Source organism: Shewanella donghaensis, from assembly GCF_007567505.1.
Lineage (GTDB): Bacteria > Pseudomonadota > Gammaproteobacteria > Enterobacterales > Shewanellaceae > Shewanella > Shewanella donghaensis.
This window is the reverse complement of the sequence record NZ_CP041783.1, coordinates 1152002-1173406: the sequence shown is the minus strand read 5'-3', so window position 1 is coordinate 1173406 and position 21405 is coordinate 1152002. Positions and strand designations below refer to the sequence as shown.

At 40.2% G+C, this 21405-nt stretch carries 17 protein-coding genes; 11 read left to right on the top strand and 6 right to left on the bottom strand.

From position 1 onward, the window contains the following. Positions 1–354: 354 nt before the first annotated feature. The 9 genes from sdhC (at position 355) to FPK91_RS04930 (ending at position 10691) form a co-directional block, all read left to right on the top strand. Positions 355–750 carry a succinate dehydrogenase, cytochrome b556 subunit gene (gene sdhC / locus FPK91_RS04970; RefSeq protein ID WP_144208828.1) on the top strand — a complete coding sequence of 132 codons (396 nt, stop codon included), beginning with the start codon at positions 355–357 and terminating at the stop codon, positions 748–750. Further along, positions 744–1091 (top strand): succinate dehydrogenase, hydrophobic membrane anchor protein, encoded by a 348-nt coding sequence (gene sdhD / locus FPK91_RS04965; RefSeq protein WP_144208825.1) that lies wholly within the window; start codon positions 744–746, stop codon positions 1089–1091. Before sdhC ends, sdhD begins: the two co-directional genes overlap by 7 nt. Further along, positions 1092–2858 carry a succinate dehydrogenase flavoprotein subunit gene (gene sdhA / locus FPK91_RS04960; protein WP_144208821.1) on the top strand — a complete coding sequence of 589 codons (1767 nt, stop codon included), beginning with the start codon at positions 1092–1094 and terminating at the stop codon, positions 2856–2858. It abuts the gene before it with no gap. 11 nt (positions 2859–2869) lie between these two features. Continuing rightward, positions 2870–3577: a succinate dehydrogenase iron-sulfur subunit gene (locus FPK91_RS04955; RefSeq protein WP_144208818.1), complete on the top strand. Its 708-nt coding sequence runs from the start codon at positions 2870–2872 to the stop codon at positions 3575–3577. A 258-nt stretch (positions 3578–3835) separates the two neighbouring features. Further along, positions 3836–6658, top strand: a complete 2823-nt coding sequence (gene sucA / locus FPK91_RS04950; RefSeq protein WP_144208815.1) for a 2-oxoglutarate dehydrogenase E1 component — start codon at positions 3836–3838, stop codon at positions 6656–6658. Positions 6659–6685: 27 nt separating this feature from the next. After that, positions 6686–7876: a 2-oxoglutarate dehydrogenase complex dihydrolipoyllysine-residue succinyltransferase gene (gene odhB, locus FPK91_RS04945; protein WP_144208812.1), complete on the top strand. Its 1191-nt coding sequence runs from the start codon at positions 6686–6688 to the stop codon at positions 7874–7876. A 79-nt stretch (positions 7877–7955) separates the two neighbouring features. Beyond that, on the top strand, positions 7956–9122 hold the full coding sequence (gene sucC, locus FPK91_RS04940) for an ADP-forming succinate--CoA ligase subunit beta (protein ID WP_144208809.1): 1167 nt from the start codon (positions 7956–7958) through the stop codon (positions 9120–9122). Next, complete coding sequence (sucD, locus tag FPK91_RS04935; protein WP_144208806.1) at positions 9122–9994, top strand: succinate--CoA ligase subunit alpha; 873 nt, start codon at positions 9122–9124, stop codon at positions 9992–9994. Before sucC ends, sucD begins: the two co-directional genes overlap by 1 nt. A 196-nt stretch (positions 9995–10190) precedes the next feature. Further along, a complete protein-coding gene (locus FPK91_RS04930) occupies positions 10191–10691 on the top strand; it encodes a GNAT family N-acetyltransferase (protein ID WP_144214151.1) in 501 nt (166 codons plus the stop codon). A gap of 101 nt (positions 10692–10792) precedes the next feature. Here FPK91_RS04930 and fur read toward each other — a convergent pair whose 3' ends face one another. Then, a complete protein-coding gene (gene fur / locus FPK91_RS04925; RefSeq protein ID WP_144208803.1) occupies positions 10793–11224 on the bottom strand; it encodes a ferric iron uptake transcriptional regulator in 432 nt (143 codons plus the stop codon). Positions 11225–11514: 290 nt separating this feature from the next. On the opposite strand from fur, the gene cobB reads away from it, so the two are divergent. Together cobB and FPK91_RS04915 are read left to right on the top strand one after the other, a co-directional pair. Continuing rightward, positions 11515–12255 carry a Sir2 family NAD+-dependent deacetylase gene (gene cobB / locus FPK91_RS04920; RefSeq protein WP_144208800.1) on the top strand — a complete coding sequence of 247 codons (741 nt, stop codon included), beginning with the start codon at positions 11515–11517 and terminating at the stop codon, positions 12253–12255. Between the two features lie 38 nt (positions 12256–12293). Next, positions 12294–12722, top strand: coding sequence for an AAA family ATPase (locus FPK91_RS04915; RefSeq protein WP_144214149.1), 429 nt, complete (start codon positions 12294–12296; stop codon positions 12720–12722). Between the two features lie 132 nt (positions 12723–12854). Here the strand turns inward: FPK91_RS04915 and FPK91_RS04910 are convergent, their stop codons facing one another. The 5 genes from FPK91_RS04910 to FPK91_RS04890 all read right to left on the bottom strand — a co-directional run bounded on the left by FPK91_RS04910 (position 12855) and on the right by FPK91_RS04890 (position 21359). Then, positions 12855–14912: a bifunctional 2',3'-cyclic-nucleotide 2'-phosphodiesterase/3'-nucleotidase gene (locus FPK91_RS04910; protein WP_144208798.1), complete on the bottom strand. Its 2058-nt coding sequence runs from the start codon at positions 14910–14912 to the stop codon at positions 12855–12857. 532 nt (positions 14913–15444) lie between these two features. Then, complete coding sequence (locus FPK91_RS04905; protein ID WP_144208795.1) at positions 15445–17628, bottom strand: M3 family metallopeptidase; 2184 nt, start codon at positions 17626–17628, stop codon at positions 15445–15447. A 460-nt stretch (positions 17629–18088) separates the two neighbouring features. Further along, complete coding sequence (locus FPK91_RS04900; RefSeq protein ID WP_144208793.1) at positions 18089–18484, bottom strand: type 2 periplasmic-binding domain-containing protein; 396 nt, start codon at positions 18482–18484, stop codon at positions 18089–18091. An 11-nt stretch (positions 18485–18495) separates the two neighbouring features. Continuing rightward, positions 18496–19674 (bottom strand): porin, encoded by a 1179-nt coding sequence (locus FPK91_RS04895; protein WP_144208790.1) that lies wholly within the window; start codon positions 19672–19674, stop codon positions 18496–18498. Between the two features lie 68 nt (positions 19675–19742). Beyond that, positions 19743–21359: a methyl-accepting chemotaxis protein gene (locus tag FPK91_RS04890; protein WP_144208788.1), complete on the bottom strand. Its 1617-nt coding sequence runs from the start codon at positions 21357–21359 to the stop codon at positions 19743–19745. Positions 21360–21405: the final 46 nt, after the last annotated feature.

The following is a 21405-nucleotide window of genomic DNA, read 5'->3' as shown; positions in this document are numbered from 1 at the left end:
ACAGTGAATTAGGATCACATTTCAATTTAAATAAGCGTTTAAATTTATTAGACCATGGTATAAAGCTTGCTAGAGACCTTGTCGGCAAAGGTTTTTTTGCAAAAAAAATGCAAAAAAACAAATTTTGCATAGTGTGATGTTTGTATTTGACAATTGCCTTGAGTATACTTGCCTGCGTCCTCAAGGGCGACAAGCATCACATTTTTGAAGTCATTTATAATTTGTCTAAATTAGTGATTTCTCAAATAGTTAAGTGTTTGATAGTAGTCTGTTATGTTTCAACATTTTGTTTACATTCGTTGTTTGATGTATCAAATCGAAACAAAGTGAGATGAATAATAAAAATAATGCTCAATGGAGCTGAGTGAGCAGAACGTGAAAAAGCAAAGACCTGTCCATATAGACCTACAGACCATACGCTTTCCTGCAACAGCGATAGCGTCAATTCTTCACCGTGTTTCCGGTGTCATCATGCTGTTTGCCGTGGCAATTCTTATTTGGATGCTAAATGAATCTTTAGCATCGCCTGAGAGTTTCGCTGGCTTACAATCTCTTTTTGATAACTTGCTCGTTAAGTTTGTTATTTGGGGAATTCTTACTGCGTTGGGTTACCACTTAATCGTTGGCTTACGTCATCTGATTATGGATACCGGCCGTTGGGAAGAACTTGCCTCTGGCTTAGCGTCAGCAAAAATCGCCTTTGTACTATCAGCGGCGTTTTCTATCATCGTGGGGATTTGGGTATGGTAACTAATGCAGCAAGCCTTGGACGCAGTGGTGTTCATGATTTTATTTTAATTCGTGCTAGTGCAGTAATCTTAGCCTGTTATACCATTTTTATGGTGGGCTTTATTGCGTGTAGCGCTCCATTAACATACGAAATTTGGCATGGCTTATTTAGCACATTGCCGATGAAAGTATTCACCTTACTTGCGCTTGTAGCCATTCTTGTTCATTCATGGATTGGTATTTGGCAGGTGTTAACTGATTACGTTAAAAACGTATCAGTACGTGGATTACTTCAGTTCGTTTTTGTCGTAGCCGCTTTTTGTTATCTAGCTGCAGGCATTTTAATTGTGTGGGGTGTTTAAGTGAGTATTCCAGTACGCGAATTTGACGCAGTTGTAGTCGGCGCTGGTGGCGCAGGCATGCGAGCTGCATTGCAAATTTCTAAAGAAGGTAAGAGCTGCGCGCTTTTATCAAAAGTTTTCCCAACTCGTTCTCATACGGTTTCTGCGCAAGGTGGTATCACTGTTGCGTTAGGTAATGCACATGAAGATCATTGGGAACAGCACATGTACGATACTGTGAAAGGTTCTGATTTTATCGGCGACCAAGAAGCAATTGAATTCATGTGTAAGACAGGTCCAGAAGCGGTTATCGAATTAGAGCAAATGGGTTTACCTTTCTCTCGTTTCGAAAACGGCACTATCTATCAACGTCCGTTTGGTGGCCAATCAAAGAATTTTGGTGGCGAACAAGCGGCACGTACTGCTGCAGCAGCTGACCGTACCGGTCATGCTTTACTTCATTGTCTTTATCAGCAAAACGTTAAACACAAAACTGAAGTTTTCTCTGAGTGGTATGCATTAGATTTCGTTAAAAACGACGATGGCGCAATTGTGGGTTGTACTGCAATTGAAATTGAAACTGGCGAGATTGTGTTCTTCAAAGCGAAGGCAACAATTTTAGCAACTGGTGGTGCAGGGCGTATTTATGCTTCAACTACCAATGCACATATTAATACTGGTGACGGTGTTGGTATGGCGATGCGTGCTGGTGTTCAGATGCAAGACATGGAAATGTGGCAGTTCCACCCAACAGGTATTGCTGGCGCTGGTGTTCTGGTAACTGAAGGTTGTCGTGGTGAAGGTGGTTATCTTTTAAATAAAGATGGCGAACGTTTCATGGAACGTTATGCACCAAATGCAAAAGATTTAGCATCACGTGATGTTGTTGCTCGATCTATGATGACAGAAATTCGTGAAGGTCGTGGTTTAGATGGACCATTAGGACCTCATTGTTTACTTAAGCTTGATCACTTAGGTAAAGAAACATTAGAAGCGCGTCTTCCTGGTGTTTGTGAACTTTCTCGTACGTTTGCGCATATTGACCCTGCAGATGGCCCAATCCCTGTATTGCCAACATGTCATTACATGATGGGTGGTCTACCCGCTAAAGTTAGTGGTCAAGTTGTTCGTCAAAATGCAGATGGCACTGAACAAGATATCGTTGGTTTATTCGCTGTAGGTGAAATTGCTTGTGTATCAGTACACGGCGCAAACCGCCTCGGTGGTAACTCACTGCTTGATTTAGTGGTATTTGGTCGTGCAGCGGGTCAACATTTAGGTAAAGCACTTGATGAAACTGCTGATCCTAAAGAACCTTCTGAAGCTCAAATTTCAGCATCACTTGATCGTCTTAATCGTTGGGAAAGCAACAAAGACGGCGAAGACCCTGCTGTTATTCGTAAAGACTTACAGTTATGTATGCAGCTTAACTTCTCTGTATTTAGAAGTGGCGATGCAATGGCTGAAGGCCTTAAAGAGCTTAAAGCGATTCGTGAACGTTTAGCTAACGCTAAGTTATCTGATAATTCTTCTGAATTTAATACTCAACGTATTGAATGTTTAGAGCTTGATAACTTAATGGCGACAGCAATTGCGACTGCTTATGCTGCTAACTTCCGTACAGAAAGCCGCGGTGCGCATTCTCGTGAAGATTTCTTAGACCGTGATGATGAAAATTGGTTATGTCACAGTGTCTTTGACCCTATCACTGAAGAAATGACTAAGCGTGATGTCAACATGGAGCCTAAGCTTCGTGCGGCATTCCCGCCTATCAAGCGTACCTACTAGGAGAAGCTGAGATGAAATTGGAATTTGCAGTTTATCGCTACAATCCTGATGTAGACACTAAGCCTTATATGCAGGATTACAGCTTAGACGTGGAAGAAGGTACCGATATGATGGTACTTGATGCACTGATTAAGCTGAAAGAGTTAGATCCAGGATTATCATTTAGACGCTCATGTCGTGAGGGTGTATGTGGTAGTGATGGTATGAACATGAATGGTAAAAACGGTCTTGCGTGTATTACGCCTGTTTCTACTTTCAAAGGAAAGAAAATCCAAATCCGTCCATTACCTGGCATGCCAGTTGTGCGTGATTTGATTGTCGATCTGACTCAGTTCTACACTCAGTATGAAAAAATTAAGCCGTTTCTTATCAATGATGAGAAAACACCGGCTCGTGAACATTTACAATCTCCTGAAGAGCGCGCTCATTTAGATGGATTATACGAATGTATCATGTGTGCTTGTTGTTCAACTGCTTGCCCATCTTTCTGGTGGAACCCTGATAAGTTTATCGGACCAAGTGGTTTACTCCATGCATATCGCTTCTTAATCGATAGCCGTGATACGGCAACTGAAGAACGTTTAGATGGTTTAGACGATGCTTACAGTGTGTTCCGTTGTCATGGCATTATGAACTGTGTTGACGTTTGTCCTAAAGGATTGAACCCAACTAAAGCTATTGGCCATATCAAGTCAATGCTTCTGAAGCGAGCAGTTTAAATGCGCACAATAGAGCTAGCATTAATCAGTAATTAGCTCTCTTAGAGAGTCATCTTCATCTTTGGGGATGGCTCTTTTGTGTGTTTATAGGAAGACCTTTGTATTTAACTGTTTAAAATTATATAGTTATATAGCTTTTGTAATGATTAATTAAACAGCTTTGAGATTAAATAGTTAGTACGAATCGATTGTGGTGCAACAAGGTATCGCAGTTATGAAATTGGCGAAGCACGTGTATCAAGTTTGTAAGGAAAAGTAATGCACCAAGGCATCATGAAAGCTTGGCTCGAATCGTCACATTTAAGTGGCTCAAATTCGACCTACGTAGAAGAGATGTATGAAGCCTATCAAGAAGACCCTAGTTCAGTAACAGCTGACTGGAAAGTCGTTTTTGATAATCTCCCTGCGGTAAATGGTACTTCTCAAGATCTACCTGAAACTGCACACTCTAAAGTACGTGATTATTTCCGCAGTTTAGCACTAGAAGGTCGTTCAAAAGGCGCTAGCCGTGTTTCTGACCCTGAATTAGATGCTAAACAAGTAAAAGTCCTCCAATTAATTAATGCTCACCGTTTTCGTGGTCATCAAAATGCTAATCTTGATCCGCTAGGATTATGGTTACGTGAACCTGTACCTGAGTTAGACCCTGGTTACCATGGTCTAGACGCTGAGGATATGGAACGTGAATTCAACACGGGTTCATTTGCATATGGTAGTGACACGTTAAAGCTGGGTTCTATTGTTCACGCATTGAAAAGCACTTATTGTGGTTCAATCGGTGCTGAATACATGCATATTACCGATACTGATGAAAAGCGTTGGATTCAACAGCGTCTCGAACCCTCTTTAGGTAAAGCAAACTACGATAACACCACTAAGAAACGTATCTTAGAAGGCCTAAATGCTGCAGAAGGTATGGAAAAATATCTTGGTGCAAAATTCCCAGGTGCAAAACGTTTCTCGTTAGAAGGTGGTGATGCTTTAGTTCCGATGATGCGCGAGATTTTATACCGCGCAGGCGAAGCTGGAACAAAAGAAATCGTAGTAGGTATGGCTCACCGTGGTCGTCTTAACGTTCTGGTTAACGTACTCGGTAAGCGTCCAGCTGAATTATTTGATGAATTCGCTGGCAAGCACGATGAAATCCAAGGCTCTGGTGACGTTAAGTATCATCAAGGTTTCTCTTCAGATTTCGAAACACCAGGCGGAAACGTTCATTTAGCACTTGCTTTTAACCCATCGCATTTAGAAATCGTTAACCCTGTTGTTATCGGTTCAGTAAGAGCACGTCAAGACAGACGTGGTTGTACTGATGGTTTACAAGTTATGCCAATTACCATTCATGGTGATTCAGCTATTACTGGCCAAGGTATTGTGCAAGAGACATTTAACATGTCTCAAACCCGTGGTTTTAAAGTTGGCGGTAGTATTCGTATCGTTATCAACAACCAAGTGGGTTTCACTACTTCAAACACCGCTGATATTCGTTCTACTGAATATTGTACTGATATCGCCAAAATGGTGCAGGCACCTATATTCCACGTGAATGCAGATGACCCTGAAGCCGTTGCCTTTATCTCGCAGTTAGCTGTTGATTACCGTAACGAATTCAAACGTGATGTGGTTATTGATTTAGTGTGTTATCGCCGCCATGGCCATAACGAAGCTGATGAGCCGAGTGCAACTCAGCCATTAATGTACGCAAAAATCAAAAAGCATCCTACGCCGCGTAAAATATATGCTGACAGATTAATTCAAGAAAATAGCATCTCTGCTGATGATGTTACCGGTCTTGTTAATAATTATCGTGATGCTTTAGATGCGGGTGATTGTGTGGTTAAAGAGTGGCGTCCAATGACGTTACATACTGTTGACTGGACGCCATATCTAAATCGAGAATGGGACGAAAGCTATCAAGCCTCAATGGCATTTGAAAAGCTAAGTGGTCTTGCTCAAAAGATGGTTGATATTCCTGACAGTCACAAGCTTCAATCACGTGTTGCAAAGATTTATAAAGATCGCGTATCAATGGCTAACGGTGAAAAACCAGTCGATTGGGGCTTTGCTGAAACGTTAGCTTACGCAACGATTTTAGAAGAAAAGAAACGTGTTCGTATTACTGGCCAAGATTCAGGTCGTGGTACTTTCTTCCATCGTCATGCTGTTTTACATAACCAAAATGACGGTACTACTTATTTGCCACTACGAAATGTTGCTGATGAGCAGGGCGAGATTGATATTACTGACTCAGTATTATCAGAAGCGTCAGTACTGGCATTTGAATATGGTTACGCTACTGCAGAACCAGGTGGATTAACCATCTGGGAAGCACAGTTTGGTGATTTCGTTAACTGTGCTCAAGTGGTTATCGATCAGTTCTTATCTTCAGGTGAGCAAAAGTGGGGCCGTTTATGTGGTCTTACTATGTTGCTTCCTCATGGTTATGAAGGCCAAGGCCCAGAGCATTCAAGTGCTCGTCTTGAGCGTTTCTTACAGCTTTGTGCAAACCATAATATGCAAGTGTGTGTCCCTTCGACACCTGCACAGGTTTATCACATGCTACGCCGTCAAGTTGTTCGTCCTATGCGTCGTCCACTGGTGGTTATGTCGCCTAAGTCACTACTTCGTCACCCATTAGCTGTTTCTTCTCTTGAAGATCTTGCAAATGGTAGTTTCCAAAGTGTGATTGGTGAACTTGATGCATTAGACGCGAGTAAAGTTGATCGCGTTGTCTTCTGTAGCGGTAAGGTTTATTTCGAGTTACTCGACAAACGTCGTAAACAAGAAATCACTAACGTTGCAATTTTACGTGTGGAACAACTATATCCGTTCCCACAAGAAGAAATGCAAGCTGCACTTGCTGATTATCAGCACGTAAAAGATTTTGTTTGGTGTCAGGAAGAGCCTCAGAACCAAGGTGCTTGGTATTGTAGCCAACATCATTTCTGGGCAGCTGTCCCTGCTGGAGCTCAATTAACTTACGCTGGACGTGAAGCATCTGCTGCCCCAGCTTGTGGTTATCCTGCTCTGCATGCAAGCCAACAAGAAGCATTAGTTAATAGCGCATTAAAACTGTCGTAATAGAAAATTATAAAAGGAAAGCTTTCCATGAGTATCGAAATTAAGGTACCCGTTTTGCCAGAATCAGTTGCAGATGCATCAATTGCGACATGGCATGTGCAGCCTGGAGAACAGGTTTCTCGTGACCAAAATCTAGTTGATATCGAAACTGATAAAGTTGTACTAGAAGTTGTTGCGCCAGAAGATGGTTCTATTAGCGAATTATTATTCCAAGAAGGTGACACAGTCCTTGGCGAACAAGTTATTGCTCACTTTGTAGCTGGTGCAGTATCTGGCCAAGAAGTGACTAAAGCAGAAGCTGAAGCGGCAACACCTGCTGCAGAATCTACAGATGAGTCAAATGACGCATTAAGCCCGTCAGTTCGCCGTTTAATTGCTGAGCATAATCTTGATGCAAGCAAAGTAAAAGGCACTGGTGTTGGTGGGCGTGTGACTAAAGAAGATGTTGAAGCATTTGTTAAGTCAGCGCCTGCTGCTAAACCTGCTGCAGCGCCTGCGCCAATTGCACCACTTGAAGGTCGTACTCAAAAACGTGTTCCTATGACGCGTTTACGTAAGACTATTGCTAACCGTCTATTAGAGGCTAAAAACTCTACGGCAATGCTAACAACGTTTAACGAAGTTAACATGAAGCCAATCATGGATATTCGTAAGCAATACCAAGAAATATTCGAGAAACGTCATGGTATTCGTTTAGGCTTCATGTCTTTCTACGTAAAAGCTGTGACTGAAGCATTAAAGCGTTTCCCTGAAGTTAACGCGTCTATCGACGGCGACGAACTTGTTTATCATAACTATTTTGATGTCAGCATCGCAGTATCGACGCCTCGTGGTCTGGTAACTCCAGTATTACGTGATACCGATACAATGAGCCTTGCTGAGATTGAAAAAAATGTGCGTGAGTTAGCGCTTAAAGGTCGTGATGGTAAGTTATCTGTAGCTGATATGACAGGTGGTAACTTCACCGTGACTAATGGCGGCGTATTTGGCTCGCTAATGTCGACTCCAATTCTAAACCTTCCACAGAGCGCGATTTTAGGCATGCATGCCATCAAAGATCGCCCAATGGCTGTGAATGGTGAGGTTGTTATTCAACCTATGATGTACCTAGCACTATCTTACGACCATCGTATTGTCGATGGCCGTGAGTCAGTTGGATTCTTGGTCGCTATTAAAGACTTCCTTGAAGACCCAACTCGTCTATTGCTTGACCTCTAAGAGTCAACTAGACAATACCCTCGTAGCTGGCTCATTAGAGCCAGTAGGATTTTATAAAGAAGTATATGGATAGATCATCATGAATTTGCATGAGTATCAGGCAAAATCCTTGTTTGCCGAATATGGTTTACCAGTTTCAGAAGGCTTCGCTTGCGATACAGCCCAAGAAGCGGTAGAAGCTGCTGGTCACATTGGCGGCGATATGTGGGTTGTTAAGTGTCAAGTACACGCTGGCGGCCGTGGTAAAGCAGGTGGTGTTAAAGTCACTGGCGATAAAGAAGAAATCAGAGCATTTGCTGAAAAATGGTTAGGTAAGAACTTAGTTACTTATCAAACTGATGAAAAAGGCCAGCCTGTAGCTAAAATTTTAGTAGAAAGCTGTACTGATATCGCAAATGAATTATACCTTGGTGCTGTTGTTGACCGTGCGACTCGTCGCGTTGTGTTCATGGCATCAACTGAAGGTGGCGTTGAAATTGAAACTGTGGCTGAAGAAACGCCAGAGTTAATTCATAAAGCAATCATCGATCCTTTAACTGGTCCTCAAACATTCCAAGCACGTGATCTTGGCTTCAAGTTAGGTTTAAACCCAACTCAAATGAAGCAGTTCACTAAAGTGTTTATGGGTCTTGCTAAAATGTTCGAAGACCATGATTTCGCTTTATTAGAAATCAACCCGCTTGTTATCACTGACGAAGGTAATATCCATTGTCTAGATGGCAAGATTGGTATCGATGGTAATGCTTTATTCCGTCAACCTAAAATCCGTGAATTCCACGATCCATCACAAGATGATGCTCGTGAAGCACACGCAGCTAAGTTCGAACTTAACTACGTTGCATTAGACGGAAACGTTGGTTGTATGGTTAACGGTGCAGGCCTAGCAATGGGTACTATGGACATCGTAAACCTACATGGCGGCAAGCCAGCTAACTTCTTAGATGTGGGCGGCGGAGCAACTAAAGAACGTGTTGCTGAAGCATTCAAAATCATCCTTTCTGATTCTAATGTTAAAGCTGTTTTAGTTAACATCTTTGGCGGCATCGTACGTTGTGACATGATTGCAGAAGGTATTATCGGCGCGGTTAAAGAAGTCGGTGTTCAAGTACCTGTTGTTGTTCGTCTTGAAGGTACTAATGCTGAATTAGGTCGTGAAGTTCTTGCAGGTTCTGATCTTGATATCATCGCAGCTGTATCATTAACTGATGCTGCTGAGAAAGTTGTTGCTGCTGCGGAGGGCAAATAATGTCCGTATTAATTAACAAAGATACTAAAGTTATCTGTCAAGGTTTCACCGGTGGCCAAGGTACTTTCCATTCTGAGCAAGCAATTGCTTACGGTACAAAAATGGTTGGTGGTGTATCTCCAGGAAAAGGTGGTCAAGTTCACCTAGATCTTCCTGTATTTAACACTGTTAAAGATGCTGTAGCTACAACAGGCGCTACTGCGTCAGTTATCTATGTACCAGCACCTTTTTGTAAAGATGCAATCCTTGAAGCAATCGACGGTGGCATTGAGCTAATCGTATGTATTACTGAAGGTATTCCAACTTTAGACATGCTTCAGGTTAAAGTTAAACTTGAAGAAACAGGCGTTCGTATGATCGGTCCTAACTGTCCAGGTGTTATTACTCCTGGTGAGTGTAAGATTGGTATCATGCCTGGTCACATCCACAAGCCTGGTAAAGTCGGTATTGTTTCACGCTCTGGTACATTAACGTACGAAGCGGTTAAGCAAACTACTGACGAAGGTTTTGGCCAATCTACTTGTGTAGGTATTGGTGGTGACCCTATTCCTGGTACTAACTTCATCGACGTATTGGAAATGTTCCAAAACGATCCACAAACTGAAGCAATCGTCATGATTGGTGAAATTGGTGGTACAGCTGAAGAAGAAGCTGCTGAATATATCAAAGCAAATGTAACTAAACCTGTTGTATCTTACATTGCTGGTGTTACTGCACCAGAAGGTAAGCGTATGGGTCATGCTGGCGCAATTATCGCTGGCGGTAAAGGTACTGCTGAAGATAAGTTTGCTGCATTAGAAGCTGCTGGCGTAAGCACAGTTCGCTCATTAGCAGACATCGGTAAAGCTTTACGTACTAAAACTGGCTGGTAATTCTAGCTAGTTAATTAAAAGGCGCCTTTAGGCGCCTTTTTTGTTTTTACGTTTCCTATCGGTAAATATGTTCTTCAAAATTTATTATTTAAATCCTTAATCTCATATTTACAAAATGTTAATTTGTGTTCAACTAGCAAGATTAGTATTTAAATGGTTAAGGATAATCATGAGCAACATCATTGAACCCACTGGTATTATTACTGAAACCCCAAGGCTTATCTTGCGTCCTTTTGTTGAAGAAGATGCAGAAGCGATTTTTTTAATGAATAGCATTCCTGAAATATTGACCTATATCCCTCAAGACCCGCTAAATAGTATTCAAGAGGCTAAAGATGTGTTCCACAATATCATCAATGCAACTTATAAAGAGTTTGGTTTTGGTCGCTGGGCTGTGCATCATAAGGAAGATAATAAAGTCATCGGATTTTGTGGCCCAAAATATATTCCAGAGTATGACAAAGTAGAAATAGGTTATCGCTATTTACCAGAGTATTGGGGCAAGGGCATAGGTTATGAGGCGGCTCAAGCCGCAGTTAACATACTAAAACCACAGTTTGATATCGAGTTAGTGATAGCTCTTATTTTACATGGCAATGTAGGCTCAGAAGCAATAGCGAAAAAACTGGGCATGAGCATTCATGAAGAAAATGAATATAATGGCGCGAAAGTGCATGTGTATCAGATGGCGTTATAACTTTAAAAATAATAACCAATTTTAATAGATAATGTAGATACAAAAAAACCAGCTATTAGGCTGGTTTTTTATGACTATTTAATCAGGCTAGGCGAAGTTTGTTACTCGTCAGCGTGATCACATGTGTCATTGGTGCAATGACCGTATAAATATAAGCTGTGGTGAGTAAGCTTAATATTATGACGCATCGCAATTTCGTCCTGACGACGTTCAATAACATCATCTGAAAATTCGATAACTTTATCACAGGTTAAGCAAACAAGATGATCGTGGTGATGCTGTGTCGACATTTCAAATACCGCTTTCCCACTTTCAAAATGGTGGCGATTTAGGATACCTGCATCATCAAATTGGTTTAATACGCGATAAACAGTAGCTAAGCCAATTTCCTCACCGATATCGAGTAATTTTTTATATAAATCTTCTGCACTGATATGCTGGTTTTCAGGAGCTTGCATTAATTCTAGAATTTTGACTCGGGGCAGAGTAATTTTTAAACCCGCTTTCTTGAGTGCTTGATTTCCATCTGTCATCGTTAATCTCTTGATTACAGAACCTTAACGGTTCATCCGTGGATAATTACGATCATTATATGTGTTGGATCAACAAACTGGAACCTTTCAAATCAGTTAATCGTCAGATAAGGGTGAATTTTCTTTTATGATTGTCCTAAAATCAGGATATAAGTTAATTTTTATCTAATAAACTTACTTATACTAAGGGATTATTGAGGAATAACGACTTTTATATCACTATAGTGTTAATGTGATTTTTAAAATGTCACTTGAATTAATAAGAATAATGATAAGAACGAGGAATTAGTATGTATCAGCAGATTGTGGTCTTAACTGGCGCAGGAATTTCCGCTGAATCGGGAATTAAAACTTTTCGAGATCAAGATGGTTTGTGGGAACAACATCACATTGAAGATGTTGCTACGCCTGAAGGTTATGAGCGAGATATCAATTTAGTCGAACGTTTTTATAATAGTCGCTGGGAAAACCTTCATGGCGGAGAAGTGCATCACAATGCTGCACATGAGGCATTAGCCAAGCTTGAAGCTGAGTTTCCAGGAAAACTATTAGTCATTACTCAAAACGTCGATGATCTTCACGAGAGAGCTGGCTCTAAGCGTTTATTGCATATGCATGGTGAATTATCAAAAGGACGCTGCCCGCAGTCCTTGCAGACTTTTGTATTAAGAGAGCCATTTAGTGAAGATAACTGCTGTACCTGTTGTATTCCTGCGAAAAGATTAAGGCCTCACATTGTTTGGTTTGGCGAAATGCCTTTTGGTATGGATAGGATCCATGATGCATTAGACAATTGTGATCTATTCATCGCAATAGGCACATCCGGGACTGTTTATCCAGCCGCTGGTTTTGTTGATAGTGCAAACCACCATGGTGCACAAACAGTTGAAGTTAATCTTGTTCCTGCCAATCGTCACAGTCAGTTTCAATACCATTTAACAGGAAAAGCTGGTGATATAGTTCCTCATTTGGTTGACACTATTTTATCTGGTAAAACCCTTGGGAGTGAATCTCAGGAAATGTCAGCGTGACTAGCGCCAGTTTAAGCAATGTTAAAATCGCCATAATCATGCGCGGCTTACCGGGTAGTGGAAAATCTACCTGGGTTAATGAGTTCATTGAAGACTTAGGCTTAGAAACTGCGTTTCATATTCGCCAATATGGTTATTTTTCCACTGATAGTTTTTTTGTTAATAATGGCGAGTATCGGTTTAATGCCAGAAAGTTAGGCGAGTATCATCAAGCTAATTTAACTGCATTCATTAACGCGATGGCAAATGATGAGCCCTATGTTATTTGTGACAACACTAACGTCAGTCATTGGGAGTATATGGCTTATGCAGCGGCGGCCCAAGCATTGGGTTATCAAGTGAGAGTGGTAGTAGTAGGTGAACCTAAAAATTTAGCACATCAAAAATTGTGTGCCCAGCGGAATCAACATCAAGTGCCGTTAGCGCAAATTACTAAAATGGGCTTGTTGTTTGAACTGGATGATTAACCACTTTTAATAACCATTGTTCGAATTAATCACATAAAAAAGGCGCCAAAGGCGCCTTTTGTTATTTACTCATTATTGTTTACAGATCATTATTTACAGATCATTGTTTACTAAAAATGTATGAATCAATTTTTAGTTTGATTGCAAATCGATATTATAAATGGCGAAACCAAACTCATCAGTGACATCTGTAAGCTTCGTCATTGGACGAACTTGATAATCAGTAATGAATTTATCGGCAACATCACTATCTTGAGTTTCAAAGCGAATATCTAACTTTGTTGCCGAATCAATGGTTACGAAATCCCAGTTATTATCAGCACTTGGATCAACCATACCATTGGCTTCGGTTTCGTCAGTGATGTATTGAGCTAGGGCTTCACGGTTCGAATCAGGTAGTTCCATTACCACGTAATCAGAACCTGTACCGGCAAATTTACCGCCAAATGCACGGTAGTTATTTGATGCGATGATAAACTCTTTTGCATCTAATTCTGCACCAGTAAAGACAGTGTCACCATCAGTGAATGTTAAATCAACAATACGGTTTGCGTCTGCATTAACAACAGTACAATCACCATCAAACTTATTTGGTTGAGTCACATCAACTTTATAAGTTACACCATCAATAACGTCAAAGTTATATGTACGGTGTGTATCCCAGTTGATTAGATATTGTGGCTCAGTAGAGCTAGCATCAATTTGATTAAACTGATTGGCACTGCATTCCAACCAATCTTTAACTTGCGCACCGGTCACCTTAACCGCAACCATTGTGTTTGGATACAAGTATAAATCAGCTGCATTTTTATAGGTCAAATCACCAGCTGGTACTTGCACATAAGACTCTGCATCAGCGGTAGTGCTATGGCGCCCACCTGCTTTAAATGGAGCTGATGCAGATAACACCGGGATGTCTTTTAGTGCATCAGTTAAGTTCGCTTTAACTTTGGCAATTTGTGCATCAGATACAATTTGAACTGATGGGTCATCTTGAACTAAAGTTAAGAAACTATACATGTCAGCAGCAGCAACCCCTATCGGTTGGTCAACATAATCTTTTGTACCTTGATGCTCTATAGCAACGGCATCACGAATGCCACGGTCAGCATCAACCAATTCAGGTGTATCAGCAGATTTGTCGTAAATAGGCATTGCTTTAGCGGTACTGTCAACGACAACCCAGCTACCATCTTGCATCTCAAGTTTGAAATCAACAATACCTAAGTTGTCACCCCAGCGACCCGGCATAACAGCAGCAACACCGTTTATAGTGCCTTTTTCAATATCAGCATTTTCTAGACCGTCAAAAGTACTTGAAGGGAATACTGAATGGCTGTGACCAAATGTAATCGCATCAATACCTTCAACCTTTGATAATGCCCATGTGGCATTTTCATCATTGATATCTGTTGGGTTAGTTGAAGAACCTACGCCAGAATGAGGAATCGCAACAATAATATCTGCACCATCAGCTTTCATCATAGGTACAAATTTTTCAGCGGCTTCGACAATACCCATAACAGTGACTTTGCCAGTTAGATTTTGTTTGTCCCACAAAAGAATCTGAGGCGGCACGAAACCGATATAACCGATTTTTACGACTTGCTGATCGCCATTACTATCTAGGACTGTTTTTTCCTCGATTAAGTACGGTTTGAAAAGATTATCGCCTTTTCCTTTACCTTCCCAACAATCAGCTTCGCATAATACGTTAGCGTTGATGTAAGGGAAGTTGGCACCCGAGATAGATTCATATAAGAAATCTAAACCATAATTAAATTCATGGTTACCTATATTACCGACAGAATAACCTAAGGTGTTCATTGCCTTGTAAGCTGGGTGAGTACCACCAATGGTATTATCTTGTTTGAAGTTATTCGCAACGTAATCGCCCATAGGACTACCTTGGAGTAAATCGCCGTTATCAACTAAGACAAAATTATCTACATCTGCACCATGACGCTTAATTAAACTGGCGGTGCGGGCTAAACCAATGGTTGGATCATACTTAGTTTTGTAATAATCATAGTCCATGATGTTTGCATGGAGATCTGATGTTTCTAGAATGCGCAGATTAACTTCAACAGGTTTTACTTCTGGATCTTTCTTATTGTCATCAGATGAACTGCAAGCAGTAATTCCTAATGCACCAGCGATAACAACTGCTAATAACTTTTTGTTTAACATAGTTTATCTCTCTTTTTTCTGACCCCGGAGCTTGATTTTTTTATTGCTCCAATATGTTGTGTTAATTCATAGAGTAACTCTGTGAATCAATCGTAATGGATTATACATAAAGTAAATTACAGTGTTGTGATTTAAGGGGTAATGAGTTAAATAAAGTGATTTGTTTTGTTTTGGCTTTTTTTTGTAGGATTTTGTGGTGATTTTAAGTTTATCGGTAGGGGTATTCACTGTAGTTTTGCTGATATTTTGTACTTTATTACTTACGTATTCACTAATGTTTAGTATTTTAAAGCTCCGTTTAAACTCGTCTCATTAGCATGTTTAATTAATTTTTTGTGGCTTAATAAAGACGATTAGAAAAAAAACACCGCTAAATAGCGGTGTTTTGATTAAATTTAAAGCTGTTCAAATAAACCACAGAGAAAGTTTTAGGCTGAATATGTATTGCCTTTTACATTTTTATTCTCTGTTACTTATTATATTCGTTCAGCAAGCTTATGGCTCGAATGCCCAAAGCTCGACAAGCTTAAACTTACTTGTCTTCTAATAAACCACGGCTTCTTAGTAATGGTTCAATGCCCGCATCTTTACCACGGAATTGACGGTAAAGCTGCATTGGATCAGCACTGCCACCTTGAGACAGAATATTGTCTCTGAATGATTGAGCTGTTGCTGGGTCAAAGATGCCATTTTCTTTAAACGCTTCAAAAGCGTCAGCACCTAGAATATCAGACCATAAGTAGCTGTAATAACCCGCAGAATATCCACCTGCAAAGATATGCGAGAAGTAAGTACTACGGTAACGAGGTGCAATTTCTTCAATTAACCCCATATTCATCAGTGACTCAGCTTCAAACTTAGCAGCGTCTCTTAACTTGCTATCAGTGAGTGTATGCCAATCTAAATCAAGCTTAGTCGCGGCCATATATTCAACCGTTGCGAAACCTTGATTAAATTTGCTTGCTGCTTGAATCTTCTTAACGAGTTCAGTTGGGATCACTTCACCAGTTTGATAATGCTTAGCAAACTGCGCTAATACTTCAGGTTGCGTCATCCAGTTTTCCATTACTTGTGATGGGAACTCTACATAATCACGTGGTACAGAAGTGCCTGATTGTGATGCGTACTTAACGTCCGATAACATACCATGCAAGGCATGACCAAATTCATGGAATAGGGTACTTGCCTCATCAAATGTTAGCAGTGAAGGCTCATCTCCAGTTGGGCGAGGGTAGTTAAGCACATTGACAATAATAGGTTTTGATTCAACACCATTCATCTTGTATTGCGAACGGTATGCATTCATCCATGCACCGCCACGTTTACTATCACGAACGTAGTAATCACCCATAAATATCGCTAATAAAGAGCCATCTTTATCATGTACTTCCCACGTTCTAACGTCAGGATGGTATTTAGGAAGATCGGTACGTTCTTTAACGGTAATCCCGAATAAACGATTCGCAGTGTAGAACACACCTTCTAATGTAGATTCTAGTGAAAAGTAAGGACGTGTTTGTTGCTCATTAAAGCTATATTTAGCAACGCGGATTTGGTCAGAGTAGTACCACCAATCCCATGCTTGTAACTTGAAACCACCATTTTGAGAATCGATAAGCTCTTGCATATCGGCAACTTCAGCATTGGCTTGAGCAAGTGCAGCAGGCCAAACTTTATCGAGTAAACCATACACATTTTCAGGCGTCTTTGCTGTGCGCTCTTCTAATACAAAGTGAGCGTGAGTTTTATAGCCCATTAATTTGGCTTTTTCTGAACGCAGTGAGGCAATTTTAGCAAGATTCTTTTTGTTATCATTGGCGTTATCGTTATTAGCGCGTTCAATGTAACCTTTATAGATATTTTCGCGTAACTCACGATTTTCTGCGTAGGTTAGAAATGGTGTAATAGAAGGGCGAGAAGTCGTAAATACCCATTTCCCTTCGTGGCCACGTTTCGTTGCAGTTGCAGCTGCAGTATCAATCACATCTTGTGGAAGACCTGCTAAGTCGGCTTCTTTATCGATGACAAGTTCAAAGGCATTGGTTTCAGCCAGTAAATTGTCACCAAACTCTAAGTTTAGTTTACCAATCTGTTCATTAAGGGCACGCAAAGTACTCTTGTCTTCAGCTGATAGATTCGCACCGCCGCGAGTAAAGCGTTTGTAAGTATCTTCTAAAAGCTTTGTTTGGGCGGTATCTAAATTGTACTTATCCGCTTGCTCATGAACCACTTTCACACGCTTAAATAATTTGTCATTTAAGTAAATATCATCACTTGCAGATGACAGCATTGGTGATACTTGCTTTGAAATCTCTTGAAGGGCTGGATTTGTGTTTGCGCCAGTCAAGTTGTAGAAAACGCTAGCAACTTTAGTTAATAGCGTTCCAGAGTATTCCATTGCTTCAATCGTATTAGCGAATGTTGCAGCGTCAGGATTAGCCGTTATAGCGTTTATTTCAGCTTCACGAGCTGCGATACCAGCTTTAAAAGCGGGTAAGTAATGTTCATCTCTAATTTTATCGAAATCAGGAATTTCCATGAAAGTATCATAGGGTTTGAAAAATGGATTATTGACATTTTGTTCCATGATGTTTGTTGCTACAACATTAGGCGCTTGAGAGGCTGCGTTTGTTTGTGCTGAATCGCTAGCACATGCGCTTAACATTAACGTTAATGCCATGGCTGAAAAAAGTGGTTTGAGGGTTAATCCCTTCATAGTTATTTCCCTGTTTGCATTAGAATGTTTATAAAGTAACCCTTATAGGCAAGTTTTACCTTCTAAGAGCCAAAACCATCATTTTTATTAGGATATGATTTGTGACTAGTTTACCAATTTTTCGGCGTAAACATGTTTTAGTTTGTAACAAAAAATAAAAGGAATGGATATATTGTTACCTTTAAAGTGATCTTAGATGTGTTGAATTTATCATATGAGTAACAATAGATATTGTTGAGCTAGCTTTGCGTGGCTTTAGGTGCTTAGTTTTGTTTAGCTTGGTGGGATATGAGTAATGGGATGAGAGTAAGGGGTTGAGTGGTAGAATAGGACGCTCAAAGACTAAGTCAGTTGATTTGACAATGATGTCACTTATTAAAAATAAAAAAGACCTGAAATATCAGGTCTTTTTGTTAGCGTATAAGTATTTAAAGAAACAATTCCTTAAAAAATTTACCCGCTAAGGTTTTAATATCACTTTTACGCTGCCATCAACATCAGCTTCGTCGATATAACCCACTGCATTTGGGTTTGATGCTACGGCTGATTTCATTGCTGCGGCATTACCTACTGTTGCTGGTGGGTTACCTTTACCGGTAAAGACTTGCTTAGACCAAAATGCCTTTAACTGTGAATCAGACTTTCCGGTAACGGTACCGTGAAATTCTGAACGAGTAGCATTACCTTCAGATAATTCATATACCACAGCTGATTTTGAGCCTTTACCAAGGAATAATTTCTTAGCATCTGAAGCTGAAATATCTGCAGCGCCTGGAGCACCAATAACAACAACAGCTGCTTGCGCTGACATAATTGAACAAACGCTAAGCGCTAAAACTGATAGTATCTTTTTCATTTTATCGCTCCTTAAAATACAGCGTCGAATTTAACGGTGTAAACCATTGTGTCATCGTATGTAAATTCACCACTTAGCGGGTTGAATCCGTTATTTGATAAGCCACCATGGGTGTCTCCAAAGTCCGTTGCATAGGTTACATCAAATTTAACGGCTACATTATCTATAGCATCCCATCTAAGGCCTAAGCTATATGCAACACGTTCTTCATTAAATGCGAAGGCTAGAGGAGGGATTCCTTCTCTTTCATCTTCATCTGTTGTTTTTAAGTAAGCAACAGTTGCATACGGTGTGAAGTCATTGATTCTGTAGCCAACAGTTAAATATGCAGATTCAGAGTCGGCAAGAACACCATCAATATCAACAGTCGTCCATTCAGCTACAGCTATCCAAGAACCGTTGTCGTAACTACCACCTAAACCAGTGAAAGCAGCTGTTTCATTATCAACTGCAACAGCACCACCACCAACAGAACCGTCAATTTCAGCTTGGCCGTATACCGCTCGGAATGTCCAGGTTAAATCAGTCCAAGATGCATTTAAGCCCATTACGTTTGAAAGATCTAAATCAAGGCCTTCGTCTTCTTCATTTACATCCGATTCACCACCAAAGGCTTGGACTGTTAAAGTCGAGTCTTCTAACTCGTAATCATAAGCGATGTCACCACCGGTATATGATGAAAAAGGAACTTGTGAATAAACTTCTGAAGGAGGACGAGCAAATGGCTGTGCATAACCCACATCTAAGTAGTCAGAATACATAAATAGTGGTACACGTAATTTACCACCACGCACTTTTACACCATTATCAAAACTATGAGCTAGATAAGCCCATTCTGCTTCTACTTCCCAATCATTACTGCCTCGCATCATCAATTGCATAACAGCAGTAGTTTGATTCGAAATATTAAAAGTACCTTGAAAACCCATTTTTGAGTCTTCACTAAAATCAGCACTTGAAGTTGCACCATTGTAACCAGCACTGTTGTCTGAACTTACATAAGCTGCGCTAATGAATCCGTTAAAGCTGAAACGTTCAGTAAGACTCTCAGTTTGAGCTGTTTGAAGTGATTGAACTTGTTGCTCTAGCTGAGCAATTTTTTCATCATTAGTTTGCTCATCAGCGATTGCCATTGCTGGTAGCATAGCGATCGAAATAGCTATAGGTAGCGCTTTCAAATTGAATTTCATGGTGTTACTCCTGTTCATCGTTTCCCAAGGCGATAATTTTATTACTATCTACCTTAAATTTATTATATTTAGACTTTAAATTGACCGGTTATGGTGTGAAGTTGTTTACTGACACCTTCAATGTCATAACTGATCCCGCCCAACTCATCCGTGGTCATTTTTACTTTAGCGGCATTAGTTTCAATATCAGCGACATATTGCTGTATCAGTTCAGAAGTATTGTGTTGCTCTTCTGTGGCTGCAGCAATTTGGTCATTTACTATAGTGATAGCGCTGACTTTACTGTTGATATTGGTTAATGCATCTCCGGCTAATGAAGTGGTTTTGACACCTTCTTCAGCGGTTTCAATCCCACGTTGCATTGCGTCAACGGCTTTAGTTGAGGTTGAGCGAAGCTCTTGCAATACTTGTTGAATTTCTTGGGTTGATGCCTGTGTACGAGAAGCTAAAGTTCTAACTTCATCTGCTACAACGGCGAAACCTCTTCCTTGCTCACCCGCTCTAGCAGCTTCAATTGCCGCATTTAATGCAAGTAAGTTGGTTTGATCTGCAATACCTCTAATAGTATCGAGAATATCGTTAACGTTACGGGTGAAGGCTTCTAATTGATTAACAACAACTGCAGTGGTTCTTACTTCTTCTGCAAGTCTGTTAATCGTTGTTATGGCTTTAGTAACCACTTCTTGCCCTTGAAGCGCTTCAATATTGGCATGGTCAGCTTCTGATGCGGCATTGGCAGCATATTCTGCAATGTGTGCCACGCTGACGAACATTTCCCGCATAGCATGAGAAATTTGTTCAACTGATTGATTTTGTTCTTCTACAGTGATTTCACTGTTTTTACAGCTATCTAATAATGTTTGAGATACTGCACCTAAACTATCGGTAGTTTGCTTAGTATCAGCGATACTTACTTGTAACTTAGAGACAAATTGATTAAACCAATGTACAAGAGTGGCTATTTCATCTTTGCCTTTATAATCAATCCTTGCGCGTAAATCACCTTCACCTTCAGAGATATTACGTAGAGAGTCGGTTACGTTTTCAATGGCAACAATGATTGATCGGTTCACTAAAAAACCAACAACAATAAGAAAGATTGAGGCAATAATGCCAATAGTCATCATCGAGGTAGCTGTAGTTTCTGAGCTCGCTAATGTAGTTTCAATACTTGTCTGAAACTGTTGTGAATAATGAGTTTGTTTTTTACTGAATCCTTCAACTAACTTTTCGTAGCGTTTTGCATTGTCAGCAGCTTGATTTTTAATTTTATTGAAGTCGACATCATTTTTTAAAAATTCAGCGACTAACTGTTTTGCATTATCGTGATAGAGCGATAAGTCATTCTGCATTCTATTCGCTTCAACAGCTTCTGCAGGCATTAAGCTAGTGATAGTGTTTAAATTACTGATTATTTGTTTAACCATATTTTCAACAGTGACTAAACTGTCTTCTTCGCCCGTTGTTACAGCGGACTGAATATTTTGGTCTAGCTGTAGCAGTAGGCCTTCATTAATAGTGGCTAGGTTTAAAACTGGGTAAAGTTTTGATTGAAGTCCATTTAATCGTTCAGCATTCTGTTGCACGCTTTGATTGTTAATTACTAAAGATATAACAAACGAGAATATAGCAACGACTGTTAACAAAGCGATCCGGTGCTTTATTTTTAAGCTGTTTAACGTCATTAAATTGATCCTGCTGTTTTTTTTGAACACATCACTATGTAAAATT

Excerpts from the sequence above, each read along its gene's own strand:
- cobB (WP_144208800.1), top strand. The coding sequence starts at position 11,515 with ATGTATCAGCAGATTGTGGTCTTAACTGGCGCAGGAATTTCCGCTGAA.
- sucA (WP_144208815.1), top strand. The coding sequence starts at position 3,836 with ATGCACCAAGGCATCATGAAAGCTTGGCTCGAATCGTCACATTTAAGT.
- FPK91_RS04905 (WP_144208795.1), bottom strand. The coding sequence starts at position 17,628 with ATGAAGGGATTAACCCTCAAACCACTTTTTTCAGCCATGGCATTAACG.
- sucC (WP_144208809.1), top strand. The coding sequence starts at position 7,956 with ATGAATTTGCATGAGTATCAGGCAAAATCCTTGTTTGCCGAATATGGT.
- fur (WP_144208803.1), bottom strand. The coding sequence starts at position 11,224 with ATGACAGATGGAAATCAAGCACTCAAGAAAGCGGGTTTAAAAATTACT.
- FPK91_RS04900 (WP_144208793.1), bottom strand. The coding sequence starts at position 18,484 with ATGAAAAAGATACTATCAGTTTTAGCGCTTAGCGTTTGTTCAATTATG.
- sucD (WP_144208806.1), top strand. The coding sequence starts at position 9,122 with ATGTCCGTATTAATTAACAAAGATACTAAAGTTATCTGTCAAGGTTTC.
- FPK91_RS04915 (WP_144214149.1), top strand. The coding sequence starts at position 12,294 with ATGCGCGGCTTACCGGGTAGTGGAAAATCTACCTGGGTTAATGAGTTC.
- sdhC (WP_144208828.1), top strand. The coding sequence starts at position 355 with ATGGAGCTGAGTGAGCAGAACGTGAAAAAGCAAAGACCTGTCCATATA.
- FPK91_RS04895 (WP_144208790.1), bottom strand. The coding sequence starts at position 19,674 with ATGAAATTCAATTTGAAAGCGCTACCTATAGCTATTTCGATCGCTATG.
- FPK91_RS04955 (WP_144208818.1), top strand. The coding sequence starts at position 2,870 with ATGAAATTGGAATTTGCAGTTTATCGCTACAATCCTGATGTAGACACT.
- odhB (WP_144208812.1), top strand. The coding sequence starts at position 6,686 with ATGAGTATCGAAATTAAGGTACCCGTTTTGCCAGAATCAGTTGCAGAT.
- FPK91_RS04910 (WP_144208798.1), bottom strand. The coding sequence starts at position 14,912 with ATGTTAAACAAAAAGTTATTAGCAGTTGTTATCGCTGGTGCATTAGGA.
- FPK91_RS04890 (WP_144208788.1), bottom strand. The coding sequence starts at position 21,359 with ATGACGTTAAACAGCTTAAAAATAAAGCACCGGATCGCTTTGTTAACA.
- sdhD (WP_144208825.1), top strand. The coding sequence starts at position 744 with ATGGTAACTAATGCAGCAAGCCTTGGACGCAGTGGTGTTCATGATTTT.